Source organism: Actinomycetospora succinea, assembly GCF_004363095.1.
GTDB classification, from domain to species: domain Bacteria; phylum Actinomycetota; class Actinomycetes; order Mycobacteriales; family Pseudonocardiaceae; genus Actinomycetospora; species Actinomycetospora succinea.
On the sequence record NZ_SNYO01000003.1, the window covers coordinates 429,369 to 445,829 of the forward strand.

Consider the following 16,461-nt stretch of genomic DNA (forward strand, 5'->3'; position numbering starts at 1 on the left):
GACGCCGTGGCCGGCGACGTCCCGCTGGTGGCCCGGATGTGGACCACCCCGACCGGGTGATGTTCGTCGTCGCGCGGGCCAGCAGGCTCGGTGACGTCGACCGGCGCAGCCGAGCGGAGGAGCTCCTCGTGGACCACGCCACGCACACCGACGAGCACGAGTACGTCAGCGAGACGGCCGAGACGGCCTTCGGCCCGGTCGAGTACGCCGTCGTCGGCACCGGGACGCCGGTGGTCGTCGTGCACGGCAGCCCCGGCGGGATCGACGCCGCCGCCCTCATGGCGCGGATCCTGCCCCGCGACCGCGTCTCGGCGATCCTGCTCTCCCGGCCCGGGTACCTCGGCACCCCGCTCGACGGCCGCGCCACCATCGACCAGCAGGCCGACCTCGTGGCCGCGCTCCTCGACCACCTGGCCATCGACCGCGCCGGCGTCTACACCTGGTCCGGCGGCGGGCCCGCCGGCTACCGCGTCGCGGTCCGGCACCCGGAGCGGGTCACCGCCCTGGTCGCCAACGCCGCGGTGAGCCAGGCCTACGAGGCGCCGCACCAGGACCTTGCCACCCGCCTGATGTTCACCACCGCCCCGGGTCAGTGGCTCCTGCGACTGATCGCCGCCCACCAGCCCGAGCAGTACGTCCGCGCGGAGCTCGACAGCGAGGGCGACCTCACCAAGGAGCAGCTCGACCGGCGCGTCGAGGAGGTCCTCGCCGATCCCGCCAAGCGCGACCTCGCGCTCGCCCTCGGCCCCACCGCGGTCCCGGACGCCCACCGCCGTGCCGGCTACCGCAACGACCTCGACCAGTTCGCCGCGATCACCTCGCTCGAGCTCGAGAAGATCACCGCGCCGACACTCGTCCTGCAGGGCACCGCCGACAGCGACCTGCCGCCCGCCCAGAGCACCTTCGCCGCCGACACCATCCCCGGCGCCGAGCTGCTGACCCTCGACACCGGCACCCACCTCGCGCTCTACACCCACCCCGACGCCGCCGGGGCGCAGGCACGGGTCGTGGAGTTCCTGACGCGGGGCGGCGCGTGACGTGGGGCTGACCGGCGCCGGGCGTCAGGTCGCCGGCCGGAGGACGACGCGGGCGACCGCGCGTCGGTCTCGGTGGCGGAGTGGGAGGACGTGCCCCGGACCCGGGAGGTCACCCGCTGTCGACGGCGCGGTATCGGGAGGAGGCGATGACTGATCAGCACGCCGCGGTGCGCACGTCCTCGCTGCGGCACCCCGCCGAGGTGCCGTTCTTCGTCGTCATGGTCGTCCTGAACGTCGCGATCGTGCTGGTGATCGTGCGGGCCGCGATCGTCGTCCCGTTCCTGCCCGAGTCGCTGCAGACCTCGCCCGAGGCGAACGCGATCCGTGCCGCGCTGATCGGCCTGCTGTTGTTCGTGCCGGCGCTCGTGGTCATCCGTGAGGTCCAGCGGGCGACGACACGGGGCACCGCGGTGCAGCTCTCGGAGCGGCAGTTCCCGGAGCTGTACCGGACCGCCGACGAGCTCGCCGCGGCCCTGCGGCTGTCGAGGCGCCCCGACATCTTCGTGGCCAACGGGAACGGCGAGCTCAACGCCTTCGCCGCCCAGGCGGCGGGTCACGACTACGTCGTGCTCAACAGTGAGCTCTTCGCCAACCTGTACGCGCACAACCGTGACGGCCTGCGCTTCGTCCTCGGTCACGAGCTGGGACACATCCGCCTGCACCACGTCTCGCTCTGGTACCAGATCGCCGTCGCCTACTCGTCGCGCATCCCGATCCTCGGAGCCACCCTGTCGCGGCTGCGGGAGTACTCCTGCGACCGCCACGGCGCCGTGGCGGCCCCGTCCGGCGCCGCCGGGCTCGTCCTGCTGACCTCGGGACGGCACACCCAGACCGATGTCGACGTCGGCGGGCTCGTCGAGCAGGGCCGGCACCTGCGCGGTTTCTGGGTCGGCCTCGCCCAGCTCCCCCGGTCCCACCCGTTCACCGTCCGGCGGCTCGACCGGCTGGTCGGGCTCGGTCTGCTGCACCCGCCCGCTCCGATGGTGGCCGTGCCGAGCGACGAGCAGCCGGCGAGCTGAAGGTCACCCGCCGAGGACCGTGTCGCTCGTCCCGCTCTGCTCGGGGTCGCGGAGCCGCGTCATCCCGAACGTCAGCAGGACACCGAGCGATCCCGCGACCAGCGGCACGAGCAGCGCGGCCTGCAGCGCGGGCGGCCGGGCCTCGGTGTTGATGCGCACCACCTCGTCGCGGGCCGCGGCGGGCTCGTCGGCGAGGAGCTCGGCGAGCCCGGTGTTGCTCATCACCTGCGCGTCGTGCTCCAGCACGGCGGCCACACGGTCCTGGTCCGCGGGATCGAGCACGGTGCTCGCGCGCGTCTCCGTGGTGAAGGTCGTCGCGAGGACCGCGAGCATCACCGCCCCGGCGAGGGCGAGTCCGAGTGACAGGCCGAAGGACCCCGCCGCGGAGTTCACACCCGCCGCCTCGCTCGCGCGTTCCTCGGGGACCGGACCGAGCGTGTAGGCGTTGAGCTGGGACACCAGCAGCCCGAACCCGGCGCCGACCACCGCCAGCGGGAGGAGGAGCGCCCAGCCGAAGTCGGCGCGGGGCACGAGCGCGATGAGCGCGACGTTGCCGACCACGATCAGCAGGAACCCGACCCGGACCACGGTGGCCGGACGCCGGCGCCCGGCGCGTCGCCCGGCGACGAGGGCGACCACGAACATGGTGAGCGACAGCGGAGCGAGCGACAGCCCGGCGAGCAGCGCGCTGTACTCGAGGACCATCTGGAGATAGATCGGCAGGGCGATCATCGTGCCGCCCAGCGCGATCTGCTGGAGCATCTGCTGGCTGATGCCGAGCCGGAACCACGGCGAGGCGAACAGCCCGGCGTCGAGCAGCGCGGGCTGACCACGCCGACGTCGCCGCACGAGCCACCCGGCGAGGAGCCCGAGCGCGGCCACGCCGACCAGCAGCAGCGCGCCGACCGCCTCACCGCCCTCCTGCCAGACGAGGATGCCGAGCACGATGCCGCCCATCCCGAGCACCGACAGCACGGAGCCGACGAGGTCCACCCGCCGGGGCCCGGTGTAGGGCGCGTCCCGCACGAGCCGGATGCCGCTGAGCACCCCGGCGACGACGAGGACCTCGAACGCGAACCCGAGCCGCCAGGTCAGGACGGTCGTGATGAAGCCTCCCAGGAGGGGGCCGACCGCCGCGGCGATCGCCGCGGCCGCACCGACGAGGGCGTAGACACGCTTGCGCGCCGCGCCCTCGAAGTTGCCGTGGATCAACGACTGCATGGCGGGCAGCAGCAGCGCCGCGCCGAGGCCGCCGACGATCGCCCACATCACGACGACGATGGTCAGCCCCTGCGCGAGGGTCATCGCCAGCGCGCCGGCCGCGTAGGCGAGGAGGCCGAGGACGTAGGCACGCTTGCGACCGATCAGGTCGCCGACCTTGCCCCCGATGATGATGAACGCCGCGGACACCAGGGCCTCCAGGGCGATCGCGGACTGCACACCGCTGACGGTCGTCCCGAGGTCGCGCACCACCGCGGCGATCGAGACGTTCATCAGCGACGTGTCGACCACGAGCACGAACATCGCCATGGCCAGGAGCAGCGCGAGCAGCCGATCGTGCCCGTGCCGCGCGGCGCGCTCCTCGTTGACGGCTCCGGCCATCGTGACCTCCCACCCGGGGTCCGCGACGGCACGCATCGCCCGGTGCCCGGCAGGCCTCGATGGTCGGAGTCCGGTGGCCACGACGGCCTCACCCGAGCTGGGTGGTCTGCCCCCCGGTCTCCCCCGGTGCCGACGGTGCATCGCCGGATCACCCGCCGTGGAGGAGGTCTCACCTGGTCGGGAGGTCGATCGTGGGTCCGATCCGGCGCGTGGGACGGAGATGGACATGGCCGCGACGAACGGCGACGGTGCGGGATCCCCCGGCCCTCCTCGTGCCCCCGTCGACCCCGCGCCCGACGCACGACGCGTCCGTCCGGACTGGGTGGTCTTCGGCGTCGCCGGTGCGCTCGCGCTGCTGTTCGTCGGCTGGGGTGTCGTCGACTCGACGTCGCTCGCCGCGGTCACCGGCACGATGCTCGACGGGCTCATCCGGGCCGGCGGCTGGGCGTTCAGCCTCGCCGCACTCGGCTTCGTGGTGTTCGCGCTGTGGTTGGCGTTCAGCCGCTACGGCCGGATCCGTCTCGGCGGGGACGACGAGCGCCCGGCGTTCCGCACCTCGTCCTGGGTGGCGATGATGTTCAGCGCCGGGATGGGCATCGGATTGATGTTCTACGGCGTCGCCGAGCCGCTCGCCTTCTACACCCAGCCCCCGCCGGGCTCGGTGCCCCCGGGAGACGAGGTCGAGGCGCTGCGCACGGCGATGGCGACCTCGCTGTTCCACTGGACGCTGCACCCGTGGGCCATCTACGCCGTGGTGGGCCTCGCCATCGCGTACTCGACCTTCCGCAGGGGCCGTCGACAGCTCATCAGCTCGGCGTTCGTGCCGCTCATCGGCCAACGGCTCGCGGACGGGTGGCTCGGCAGGCTCATCGACATCATCGCGATCTTCGCGACCGTGTTCGGCTCCGCGGCCTCGCTCGGTCTCGGCGCCCTGCAGATCGGCGGGGGGCTCGAGGCCACCGGGCTGGTCGGGACGGTCGGCAACGCCGTCCTCGTACCCATGATCATCGTGCTGACCGCCGCCTTCGTCCTGTCCGCCGTCTCGGGCATCGCCCGGGGCATCCAGTGGCTGTCGAACATCAACATGGTGCTCGCGGGCCTGCTCGCGCTGTTCGTGTTCGTGCTCGGACCCACCGTGCTCATCCTCGATCTGCTGCAGACCGGCCTGTCCGCCTACTTCACCGACTTCTTCGAGATGGCGGGCCGATCGGAGGCGACCGGCGGCCAGGCGATGCTCGAGTGGCTCAGCAGCTGGACGATCTTCTACTGGGCGTGGTGGATCTCCTGGACCCCGTTCGTGGGGATGTTCCTGGCCAAGATCAGCCGTGGCCGCACGATCCGGCAGTTCGTCGGCGGCGTGATCCTGGTGCCGAGCGTGGTGAGCCTGCTCTGGTTCGCCATCTTCGGCGGCTCGGCGATCTACCAGCAGAAGACCGGGCTCGACCCGGCCGCAGCCGGGACCGAGCAGCAACTGTTCGCCGTCCTCGCCCAGTACCCGGCCGCCACGTTCACCGGCCTGCTCGTCATGGTCCTCGTCGCGATCTTCTTCGTGTCGGGCGCGGACGCCGCCTCGATCGTCACCGGCACGCTGTCCCAGCGCGGCACCGACGAGCCGACCCGGTGGATCGTCATCTTCTGGGGCACGATGATGGGCGCGGTCGCGGTGGTGATGCTGCTGGTCGGGGGCGAGGACGCGCTCAAGGGCCTCGAGAGCCTCACGATCCTCGTCGCAGCACCCTTCGTCGTCATCATGGTGTTCCTGTGCGTCGCCTTCGCCCGCGACCTGCGCCGTGACCCGCAGGTGCAGCTCGAGGACAAGGGCAGTCGGCTCGTCGAGCGGGCTGTCGACGACGGCACCAGCCGCTACGGCGACTACTTCACCCTGCGCATCGAGGCCGTCCCCGGTGCCCGTCGGCGGCGCGACGGCGCGGGCTCGGACACGACGCCGAGCTGATCGCTATCCGATCGTCGCGCGGAGCGCGGCGAGCTGTTCGGACCCGTAGCCGGTCGGCGGCAGCACCGCGGTCCAGCCGTCGACGTAGCGGGAGACGTAGTTGTGCCCGTGCCCGCCGGGGACGTCGACGGCGAAGGGCAGGTCGGCGGTCACCTGCCAGAAGGTCACGAACGGGATCCACACGATGCCGCCGAGGACGTCGGCACCGGGAGGCTCGGCGATCCAGTCGGGTTCGTGCAGGGCGAGCCGCGGGCTCCACCAGACGATCGGGTCCGACGGGTTCATCATGTACAGCACCTGACCCGACCACGGTCGGTCGACCGGCGGGATCGCCTCCTCCGGGTCGCGGGCGAAGCGCACGATCCGGCCCTGCTGGTAGACGGGCTGCACCTCCGGGCTCCCCGGATCGCGGTGGTCGGTGAACTCCCGGAACAGCGGGTTGAAGTTCGGTGGACCCGCGAACAGCACCCCGTCGGAACGGTTGGCGAGATCGAACTCGCCGCTGAAACCGGCCTCGGCGCCGAACGACCCGAGGCTCTCCCCCGCGACGAACAGCAGGGGCCGCGTCTCGGGCGGCATCGCCGTCCACACGCCGTAGACCGCATCGACGAGAGCCCGGCCGGCCTCGCGTGCCTTGGACTGGTCGACCAGGTAGGACATCCAGGACGGCAGGTACGAGTACTGCAGGGCGACCGTGGCCGAGTCGCCGTGGGTGAGGTACTCGAACGAGTCGACCAGCGCGGGGTCGACCCACCCGCTCCCCGTCGTGACGACGACGAGGAGATTCCGCCTCTCGAAGCCGCCGGCCCGCGCCAGGTCCCGCACCGCGAGGGCAGCGCGCGCCTCGGCGTCCGGGGCCGAGTCGAGCCCGGCATAGGCACGGATCGGTGCGACGGCCGGGAGCCGGCCGACGCGTGCGATGTCCTCCGGCGCGGGTCCGAGCGCCGCGAAGTTCCGTCCCTCCCGCCCCAGCGTGTCCCACGGGACGAGCGACCCCGGCCCACCCGGGCGCAGCCCGTCCGACGGCGCCACCACACCCTCGGCCGTCGTCGTGTTGTGCACCGAGAACGCACTGTTCGCGGCGTTGACCAGGCCGTCGAGCAGCAGACCGCTCACGATCAGGTAGGTCATCCCCGCCGCCAGCAGCCACCCGAGCGTCGTCGCCGCTCGCGCGCCGATCCGGCGGCCGAGCAGCCCGGCGAGCCGGCGGTACACCCAGCGCACCCCGCGCCCGATCATCAGCAGGACCGTGAAGACGAGCGCCGCGACGAACGGCATCGCCACCAGGAGCCCGACGTCGACCGGCCCGGCGCCGACGAGCCGACGGATGTCGGACTGCCACACCTGGCCGAGCACCACGGAGGCGGCGACGGCCGGCGCCGCGATCACGGCGAACACCCGCCACGACCTCGGGTGTGGCGCGCGCGGCCCGCGGTCGGCGAGTCCCCGCCAGATCGCGGCGACCAGCACTCCGAACCCATAACCGATGACCGCCGTGATGCCCCAGACCAGCCCCTGCACGACGCCGCCCCGCGGGAGGAGGGACGGGGTGAACGAGAGGCAGCCGAGCAGCAACGCGCCCCAGCACCCGGGCAGGGTCAGCGGCCGGGGGCGGCGTCGCGGGACCGTCTCGACTTCCCCGTCCTCACGGCCGCGCTGTCGGTCCACGGCGTCGGTCACCATCGACGACTTCTGATCGCCGCACGGGCGACGGTCACGACGCGCGCTCCCCCTCGCCGGCCACCCACGCCTTGGCCTGCGCGAGCTCGGCGACCGGGAACGCCCGCAGCTGCCCGGGGACGAGCGCGGAGAGCACGCGGAGCGCGGGCCTGAGCCAGTCCTCGTCGTTGACGACGGCGACACGCTCGTAGGACGTGGCGTGGCGCGCCGCGAACTTCAGCTCCTCGGCCAGGGCGTCGCCCTCGTACTCGCGCAGCTCGGGGCCGAGGAGGTAGAGCATCCGGATCTTCCTGCCGGCGGCGAGCTCCCGCCGCAGCACGGGCTCGGCGATCTCCTCGAAGTCGTCGTCGTCGACCCTGCCGACCGCCTCGAACCCGACCGCGCCCGCGGGCATGTCCGCGATCTCCTTGAGCATGCCTCTCCCCCTTCGACGACGACGCCCGCGATGACTCGGCCGACCACGTGGTCGGGGCGCCCGGTGCTGACACCGTGGGCCCCACCACGCCGGAGCGACCTCATCCACCACGGGTGATCCGCACCCGTCGGGTCGTGCACGAACCTGTCCCACCGACCCCCGTAGGCCCTCGAACCGGCGGTCCCCCGCGGGACGCCGAGAACGGACAGCGATGGTCGGTCCGAGAGGTTCTCCCGCCGGGCCCTCCCGGGCGGTCGCCGCCCGGGTCCGCTGCGCCGCCGTGGCCGCACTGGTGGCGGGGCTCGGCGCCGTGGCCGTCGTGGTGACGGGGCTCCTCCGTGAGCCGTTGACGCTGCCGCTGGCGGTGGCCGCCGTGGTGGTCGCCGTCGTGGCGGGCTGGGACGCCCTGGTCCATCGCGGGGCGCGGAGGTACGTCGCGGCGACGGTCGTCGTCGCGGCCCTGATCGGCGGCGTGCTGCTGCTCGACCTGCACGCCCTGGCGCGGCTCGCGACCGTGATCGCCCTGGTGCTGGTCTCCCTGGCCGCTGCCCGGGTGGCGCTGTCCGACACCCGGGACACCGCCGCCGCCACGACCCGACCGGTCGGAGCGGCCATCCGCGGTGCGCTCCTGATGAACCCCCGATCCGGGGGAGGCCGGGTCGTCCGCTTCGACCTCGAGAACCAGGCCCGCCGGCGGGGCATCACGCCGATCCTCCTGGAGCCCGGCGACGATCTGCGGGCCCTGGCCGAGGGCGCGGTGGCCGACGGCGCCGATGTGCTGGGCATGGCGGGCGGAGACGGTTCGCAGGCGCTGGTCGCCGATGTGGCCCGTCGCCACGGGCTGCCGATGGTGTGCGTGCCCGCCGGGACCCGGAACCACTTCGCCCTGGACCTGGGGCTGGACCGCGACGACGTGGTCGGCGCCCTCGACGCGTTCGGCGAGGCCGTCGAGCGCCGGGTCGACCTGGCCTGCGTGGGAGACCGGGTCTTCGTGAACAACGCCTCGCTCGGTGTCTACGCCACGGTGGTCCAGTCCGACGCGTATCGAGCGGCGAAGATCCGCACCACCTCGCAGATGCTGCCCGACCTGCTCGGGCCCGACGCCCGCGGATTCGACCTGCGCTTCGAGCCGCCGGACCGGGATCGCTCGATCCGTGCCGACCTCGTCCTGGTCTCCAACGACGTCTACCGCGTCGAACGGCTCAGCGGCTTCGGGACCCGTGCACGCCTCGACGAAGGGGTCCTGGGGGTCGTCACCCTCACCCTCGACACCACCACCGGGGTGTCCGGCCTCCTGGCGGCCGAGCTCCGCGGCGACCTCGGCAGCCACCCCGGCTTCCGGCAGTGGAGCACCCCGGAGTTCACGGTCGACTCCGGGGACGAGCTCGTCGACGTCGGGGTCGACGGCGAAGCGCTGCGGCTCGCACCGCCCCTGCGGTTCCGGTCGTTGCCGGCCGCGCTACGCGTCCGGATCCCGAAGGACCGTCCGGCCGCCGCCCGACCACCGTTGCCCCGGCCGGGTGCGGCCTCGGTCGAGCTGTTCCGACGCGCCGCGGGACGGCCGCGCGCCGCGTGACGAGGGAGGCCTCGACGGCGCCACCGCCTCCGCGGCTCACACGCCCGTGTGTGCTTCGAGGCGTCCGAACCGGATCGCCGACACGAACTCCTGGAAGTCCCGTTCGTTCTGGTCGGCGTAGCGCTCCGCGAAGTCGGTGACGGCCCGGTCGAAGGCGTCGTCGTCGCCCAGGTACGCGGCGATGGCGACCGGATCCCCTGCTCGGGCGTGCGCCCGGGCCAGGGTCCATCCGCAGGTGCGCGCGTAGAACGTGAGACCGACCGGGGTCATCGACTCGACGTCGGCCGAGCCCTTCATGTCGCGGAGCTGGCGCCAGTAGAAGTGCCGGTCCGCGTCGAGCCCGGTGGTCCAGCCGAGGAAGATGTCGCTGGCCGCCTGCATCAGCCGCTGTCCCTGCACGACCCGCTCGCCCGGCTGCCGGAACCGGCTCCTCGGCAGGTGGTCCTCCAGGACCGATGCGGTCGCCTCCTTGACCTGGAGGAACAGCGGATCCCGCGCGTTCCGCCCCTCGAGCAGGACGATGAACGCCCGGGTGCCGACGCTGCCGACGCCGACCACCATGCGGGCGGAGTCCACGACCTCGAAACGTTCCAGCAACTGGCGTCGGTCCTCGGGAAGGGTGCTCCGGTAGGAGCGCAGCTGGTCGCGGAGCGCGTGTCCGACCTCGTCCGCGGAGAGGCCGAACGTCGAGGCCAGGTCGCGCGCCGGCACGACGATCGGTGGCCGGCTGACGATCCGGTACCGCCCGTCGACCTCCTCGCCCAGCTTCGCCAGCGCCTGCAGGCTGTCCCGCGTGTAGGCCTTCTCGCGGGTCCGTTGCGCCTTCTTCTCCGCCTTCCTGGCCTCCTTAGCGTCCTTCTTCGCCTTCGGGTCCTTCTCGAGCTCGCCGGTGAGGTTCCGGACGGCGTTCATCAGCTCGTCGTCGGAGAGGTGGGAGTACCAGACGTCCATGGTCCGCATCCGGGCGAACTCGGCCATGGACTCCCGATACGACCTCACCGAGGCGTACGTGACGTCCCACGCGTTCGACCTCGAGAACCCGTTGTTGCGCGCGGCGATCGTGAAGCTCGCCACCAGCCGCTCCACGTCGTACTCGAACGGTCCGGGCAGCGTCTCGTCGAAGTCGTTCAGGTCGAACATCAGCTTCCGCTCCGGGGAGGCGAAGACCCCGAAGTTCGACAGATGGGCGTCGCCGCACAGCTGCGTGGTCAACCCGGCGGTCGGTGTGCCGACGAGGTCGGCGGCCATGATCTTCGCGCCGCCGCGGTAGAACGTGAACGGCGACACCGCCATCCGCCCGTGACGCACCGGCACCAGGTCGGGCTCGCGGGTGCGGTTCTGCCGCTCGATCAGTTCGACCGGATCGGGACGGTCACGTGCGGGTTCCCACCCGGAGTGGCACGACGGCGGTGTCCGCTGCCGTGCCTCCCGGCCCCGGGCCGTGCGTTCGGCCGTGGTGAGACGCGCGACCTCCGTCTCCACCATCCCGATCCGCCTCCCCGGAAGGCCGGCTGCTCGGCGTCGACTCTTCCTCCGCGCGCGACTCCCCGCCTCGTCCGCGGTGGGTGAAGGCGTACCCCGGCGTCCTCGGTCAGCGCCCGGGCCGGACGATCGGGAACAGCAGGCTCTCGCGGATCGTGCTGCCGGTCAGCATCATGACCATGCGGTCGACGCCCATCCCCAGCCCGCCGGACGGCGGCATGGCGTACTCGAGGGCGAGCAGGAAGTCCTCGTCGAGCTCCATCGCCTCGGCGTCCCCGCCGGCCGCCAGGAGCGACTGCTCGGTGAGACGCTTGCGCTGCTCGACCGGGTCGATCAGCTCGGAGTAGGCGGTCCCGATCTCGGCGCCGAAGCAGACCAGGTCCCAGCGCTCGGCCAGCCGCGGGTCGTCGCGGTGCTGGCGCGTGAGGGGGGACACGTCGGTCGGGAAGTCGCGGTAGAACGTCGGCTCGAGCGTGTGGTCCTCGACGAGGTGCTCGTAGAGCTCCAGGACGACGGCTCCGCGGCCCCAGTTCGGGTCGTAGGGGACGTCGACGCGATCGCAGTGGCGGCGGAGCTCCTCGATGGTGGTGTCGGCGGTGATCTCCTCGCCGAGGGCGTGCGAGATGGCCGCGTTGACGGTCGTCGAGCGCCAGGTCCCGCCGAGGTCGTACTCGCGGCCCTGGTGGACGACGACGGTGCCGCCCAGCGCGGCGCGGGCCGCCTGCTGGATCATGTCCTGCACCATCGTCTGCATGGTGTCGTAGTCGCCGTAGGCCTCGTACGCCTCGAGCATGGTGAACTCGGGGTTGTGGGTGGCGTCCGCGCCCTCGTTGCGGAAGTTGCGGTTGAGCTCGAACACCTTCTCCGCGCCGCCGACCATGAGTCGCTTGAGGTACAGCTCGGGAGCGATGCGCAGGTAGAGGCGCATGTCGTAGGCGTTGATGTGGGTGGTGAACGGCCGGGCGTTGGCGCCGCCGTGCACCGGCTGCAGCATCGGGGTCTCGACCTCGAGGTAGCCCCGGCCGGTGAGGCACTCGCGCACCGCGTGCACGGCGTCCGACCGTTGCCGCAGCATGCGTCGGGCGCCGCCGTTGACCACCAGGTCGAGGTAGCGCTGCCGGACCCGGGCCTCGGGGTCGGCCAGGCCGCGACGCTTGTCGGGCAGGGGACGCAGGCACTTCGCGGTGATCGACCACGCGGTGGCCAGCACGGACAGCTCCCCGCGGCGCGACGCCCCGACCTCGCCGGTGACGCCCACGTGGTCGCCGAGGTCGACCTGCCGCGCCCAGTCACGCACGCCGTCGCGACCGAGCCGGTCGGCCGCGAGCATCACCTGCAGCTGCGTGTCGCCCTCCTGCAGCACGGCGAAGACCAGACCGCCGAGGTCACGGGCGCGGACGACCCGGCCGGTCACCGCCACGCGCTCGCCGGTCTCCGCGTCCGCCTGGAGGTGCCCGAACCGGGACCGGATGTCCGCGAGGCTCGCGGTGCGCGGGTGGCCGACGGGGTAGGGGTCGACGCCGTCCGCCAGCATCTGCTCGTACTTCGCGTGCCGCACGCGGACCTGCTCGGGCAGCCGGGCCAGGCGGGCCGCGAGCTGCGCCGCGACGGGATCCTCCGCCTCGACCGCGTACGGCGGGGGGAGGACCGCCCCCGGACCAGGGGCCGGGCCACCCTCGGCGGCGAGGCCGCGGCGTTGCAGGGTCCGCAGGCTCGGCGTGGTGAGGAACCCCTCCGCGGCCGCGGCGGCCAGACCGAGCCGCGGGAGGTCGCGGGCGGCGCGGTAGCACAGGTAGCGCGGCGTCCAGATCGGCTGGTACTTGGCGTTCGCGCGGTAGAGCGACTCGAGCTGCCACCAGCGCGACCCCACCACGAGCAGGCGCCGCCACAGCCGGAGCACCGGGCCGGCCCCGATCCGCTCGCCCTGCTCGAACGCGGCGCGGAACATCGCGAAGTTGAGCGACAGGCGGTCCACCCCGAGGGTGCGCGCCTGCTCGACGAGGGACGCGACCATGAACTCGGTCAGGCCGTTCTCGGCGCTGCGGTCGCGGCGCATGAGGTCCAGGGACAGGCCGTGGCGTCCCCACGGCACGAACGACAGCAGCGCGCGCAGCTCCCCGGCGCCGTCGAAGCACTCGACCAGCACGCACTGCCCGTCGGCAGGGTCGCCCAGGCGGGAGAGCGCCATCGAGAAGCCGCGCTCGGCGTCGGTGTCGCGCCAGGCGTCGGCGCGCTCGACGACCTCCTTCATCTCGTCCGGGGAGAGGTCGGCGTGCCGCCGGACGCGGACGGTGTGGCCGGCCCGCTCCACCCGGCTCACGGCCTGGCGGACCACCCGCATCGACCGGCCCTCCATCGTGAACTCGCGGACGTCGAGGACCGCCTCGTCCCCCAGCTCGACGACGCTCATCCCCGCGTCCGCGTAGGCGCGGGCCCCGCGCTCGCTGGCGCCCATCGCCGCCGGCAGCCAGCCGTACCGGCGCGCCTCGTCGAGCCAGACCTCGATCGCGCCCGGCCACGCCTCCGGATCGCCGATCGGGTCGCCGCTGGCGAGGCTGACGCCGGAGACGACGCGGAAGGTCACCGCGGACTTGCCGGTCTTCGAGAACACGGCGGCCTTGTCGCGGCGGGTGGCGAAATAGCCCAGCGAGTCGTCGTCGCCGTACTGGCCGAGCAGCACCCGCAGCCGCTGCTCGTCGCCGGGGTCGAGCCGGCGGCGGTCGAGCCGGGGCCGGAACAGCACGTACGCGGCGGCCAGCACGGCCAGGGCGCCGAACAGCCCGCACAGGAACGTGACCGCGCGCGGTGCGGCGCCGTCGATGCCCACCGCCCCGGGGTCGCCGAGACCACCGAGCACGTAGGTCACGGCCCACCCGAGCCGGTCGGCGGCGTTGCTCAGCGTGCCGGGGAACAGCGCCAGCAGGCCCCAGCCGAGCAGGGTCCCGGCGACGACGAGGGCGAGGTAGGTCCCCAGGGCGCGCCACCCGCTGTGGTGCTGGGTCCGCGCGCTGAACCGCCGACGAGCGACGAGCAGGATCGCGAGCCATGCGACGCCGAACACCAGCCGCAGCCACGTTCCCGTGGCCCCGATCTGCAGGGTGACCGGGTCCGCCGCCTCGGTGTCGATCGTGAACTCGACACCCCCCAGGACGCGACCCAGCACCACGTAGACCACGACGAACCACCACGCCACGCGCATCCGTCGGCGCACGGCGGACGCCAGGATGCCCAGGAAGACGGCGATGGCCAGGCTCGGCGGCGCCTCGACCGACACGACCTCGATCGCGATCCGCAGCCACTCCAGCGGGGCGCGCAGTGGCGGCACGATCGCCGTGACGGCGCAGAAGATCGCGACGAACGCGAGGTAGCCGGCGAGGAGGTCCGGCACCCGGTCGGCGAACCGTGCCACCGCCGACCGACCGGCCGGTGACGGTTCGTCGCGACGCGCCGCAGTCGGCGCCTGGGCGCGGGATCCGGTCCTGGAGGCCTGGGGCGGCTCGTCAGCCGTCAGCTGGGCCATGTCGTCTCTCCCCGAGGGTGTCGCCGGGCTTCTGCCGTCAGCATGACGATCAATCCTGTGACCGGATACACCGATTCGCGTGGCGTGCTCACGCACCTCGGCGTTCGTCGGCCCCGGTGCTGGACTGGCGGCGGACGATCTGGGCGACGACCCGCAGGAGCATCACCGTCGCGAGGACGAGGCCGATCCAGCCGATGGCGATCAGTGCGGTCGTGCCCGGGCGCGGACCGGCCACGCCCGCGCCGACGAGCAGGAGCGCCGACACGAGCAGCCCGACAGCGCCGACGGCCGCGAACAGCACCTGGTCGACCCACGCGGTGACGGCGGAGCGTCGCGCGGCGCTGAACGTCTCGACGTCCACGCGGACCAGCCCCGACCGCAGCTGCAGGGCGATGTCCTCGGCGAGGCCGGGCAGGGTGCGCAGGGACGGCAGTGCGCGCAGCAGCTCCCGCTGGGCCACGGCAGCGGGGTCGCCACCGCCGTCCTGCAGCCGCGACGTGAACTGCTCGATGGCCGACGTTGCCAGGTTGAACCCGGGATCGATGCCGCGCAGGGTCCCTTCCAGGGTGACCACCGCACGGGCGATGAGCGTGAACGCGGGGGGTACCGGCATGCCCTGGCGTTCCATGACGGTGAGCAGGTCCTGCAGTGCACGCGGGTCGAAGCCGGCGCCCGAGAGCTGCTCGGACAGCAGGCGGCTGATCTCGCTCTCGAGTGTCATGAGGTCGACGGCCGGACCGGCGGCGCCGGACATCTCGCGGAGCCCGCGAGCGACGAGGCCGGTGTCGGCGGTGGCCATCCCGAGGCCGACGAGCTGCAGCGCGCGCAACGTGACCGGGTCGATGATCCCGACGGCGCCGAAGTCGATGAACCAGACGGTGCCGTCGCCGCCGACGAGGATGTTGCCGGGGTGGGGATCGGCGTGGAACGTCCCGGACTCGAGCATCGAGGCGAGGAACGCGCGGAAGAGCCGGTCGGCGAGCACGGGCCGCGGGACCGGGCACGCGTCCACGGCCGCGGCGTCGGAGACCGGCCGGCCGTGGACGCGCTCCATCACGAGGACGACCTCGGTCGTCATCCCGGTCAGCACCTCCGGCACGTCGACGCCGTCGACGTGGGCCGCGAGGACCGCCCGGCGCAGGGCGGCGCCGTACGCCGCCTCCTCGGTGTAGTCCAGCTCCTTGCCGATCGAGCGGACCAGCTCGTCGGAGACGCGCTCGAGCCCGAGGGCCCGGGCACCCTCCCACCGCTGGACGGCGATGCGACTCGCCCAGCGCAGCACGGCCGCGTCGCGGGCCACCCCGATCTCCACGTCCGGCCGCCGCACCTTGACCACGACGTCGCGGCCGTCGCGGGTCTGCGCGAGGTGTGTCTGCCCGATCGACGCGGCCGCGAGCGGCTCGTCGCGGAAGTACGCGAAGACCTCGTCCACGCCGGCCCGGCGCTCGTGCTCGAGCGTGGCACGCACCTGCGCGACCGGGACCGGCGCCACGTCGGACTGCAGTTCCTTCAGCGCGACGATGAGCGCCGGCGGCAGCAGGTCCGCCCGTGTCGAGGCGATCTGGCCGAACTTGACGAACATGCCGCCGCAGTCCTCGAGGAAGGACTTCACCCGCAGGGCGCCGTCGGGCGTCGCGAGCGCGGCGCGCGACGTGGGCCGGCGTCCGGCGAGGCCGTGCCGGCGTGCGATGCCGAGGACCTCGACGAGGCGGCCGACGATGGTCGTGGCCGTCCTCACGCGCACCCGCAGGCTCGGGCGTCGTCCGGGCGGACGGCGGCGGAGCACGACCTCCAGGACGATGCTCACGACCATCGTCGCGAGGACACCGAAGGCGAAGACCACGACGAGGACCGACGAGGTCGCCTCGCCGGCGGTGTCGCCGAGCACCGCGACGGCCGTGACGAGGCCGATGAGCGTGCCCAGCACGCCGGCGACCGTGGCGCGGCGGAAGCCGCGTGCGATCCCCAGGATCCGCCCGGAGACCAGGCCGACGCCGAGGATGAACAGGATCGCGAGGACCCACTGCCAGAAGGACAGGTCCAACGCCAGCTGCACCGTCACGGGCTCTCCTCACCAGTGGCACGGCGCCTGGTCGCGGCCCCTCCACCGCGGCGCACGGACGCCCGGCGGAAGTACATCCCGGCCTGACCCGTCCGGACCAGTACCAGGACGATC

10 protein-coding genes are annotated in these 16,461 nt (G+C 73.1%); 4 read left to right on the top strand and 6 right to left on the bottom strand.

What is annotated here, in order from left to right:
- Positions 1 to 38: 38 nt before the first annotated feature.
- Positions 39 to 1,037: an alpha/beta fold hydrolase gene (locus EV188_RS13325; RefSeq protein ID WP_243741665.1), complete on the top strand. Its 999-nt coding sequence runs from the start codon at positions 39 to 41 to the stop codon at positions 1,035 to 1,037.
- 146 nt (positions 1,038 to 1,183) lie between these two features.
- Positions 1,184 to 2,056: a M48 family metallopeptidase gene (locus EV188_RS13330; RefSeq protein WP_133826744.1), complete on the top strand. Its 873-nt coding sequence runs from the start codon at positions 1,184 to 1,186 to the stop codon at positions 2,054 to 2,056.
- Positions 2,057 to 2,059: 3 nt separating this feature from the next.
- On the opposite strand, the gene EV188_RS13335 is transcribed toward EV188_RS13330, so the two are convergent.
- A complete protein-coding gene (locus tag EV188_RS13335) occupies positions 2,060 to 3,658 on the bottom strand; it encodes an MFS transporter (protein ID WP_133826745.1) in 1,599 nt (532 codons plus the stop codon).
- Positions 3,659 to 3,884: 226 nt separating this feature from the next.
- On the opposite strand from EV188_RS13335, the gene EV188_RS13340 reads away from it, so the two are divergent.
- Entirely contained in the window at positions 3,885 to 5,612 is a 1,728-nt protein-coding gene (locus EV188_RS13340; protein WP_133826746.1) for a BCCT family transporter, read from the top strand.
- 3 nt (positions 5,613 to 5,615) lie between these two features.
- On the opposite strand, the gene EV188_RS13345 is transcribed toward EV188_RS13340, so the two are convergent.
- Both EV188_RS13345 and EV188_RS13350 read right to left on the bottom strand, forming a co-directional pair.
- On the bottom strand, positions 5,616 to 7,280 hold the full coding sequence (locus EV188_RS13345) for an alpha/beta hydrolase (protein ID WP_208114171.1): 1,665 nt from the start codon (positions 7,278 to 7,280) through the stop codon (positions 5,616 to 5,618).
- A gap of 46 nt (positions 7,281 to 7,326) precedes the next feature.
- The gene (locus tag EV188_RS13350) at positions 7,327 to 7,707 is read right to left on the bottom strand and encodes a SpoIIAA family protein (RefSeq protein WP_133826748.1); all 381 of its coding nucleotides are present in this window, start codon (positions 7,705 to 7,707) and stop codon (positions 7,327 to 7,329) included.
- Between the two features lie 280 nt (positions 7,708 to 7,987).
- Here EV188_RS13350 and EV188_RS13355 point away from each other — a divergent pair, with 280 nt between their 5' ends.
- On the top strand, positions 7,988 to 9,283 hold the full coding sequence (locus EV188_RS13355) for a diacylglycerol/lipid kinase family protein (protein WP_243741666.1): 1,296 nt from the start codon (positions 7,988 to 7,990) through the stop codon (positions 9,281 to 9,283).
- A 36-nt stretch (positions 9,284 to 9,319) separates the two neighbouring features.
- Here the strand turns inward: EV188_RS13355 and EV188_RS13360 are convergent, their stop codons facing one another.
- The 3 genes from EV188_RS13360 to EV188_RS13370 form a co-directional block, all read right to left on the bottom strand.
- Positions 9,320 to 10,768: a DUF2252 domain-containing protein gene (locus EV188_RS13360; protein ID WP_133826750.1), complete on the bottom strand. Its 1,449-nt coding sequence runs from the start codon at positions 10,766 to 10,768 to the stop codon at positions 9,320 to 9,322.
- Between the two features lie 106 nt (positions 10,769 to 10,874).
- Positions 10,875 to 14,174, bottom strand: coding sequence for a bifunctional lysylphosphatidylglycerol synthetase/lysine--tRNA ligase LysX (gene lysX, locus EV188_RS13365; protein ID WP_243741667.1), 3,300 nt, complete (start codon positions 14,172 to 14,174; stop codon positions 10,875 to 10,877).
- A gap of 199 nt (positions 14,175 to 14,373) precedes the next feature.
- A complete protein-coding gene (locus EV188_RS13370; protein ID WP_243741668.1) occupies positions 14,374 to 16,347 on the bottom strand; it encodes an ABC1 kinase family protein in 1,974 nt (657 codons plus the stop codon).
- Positions 16,348 to 16,461 lie beyond the last annotated feature (114 nt).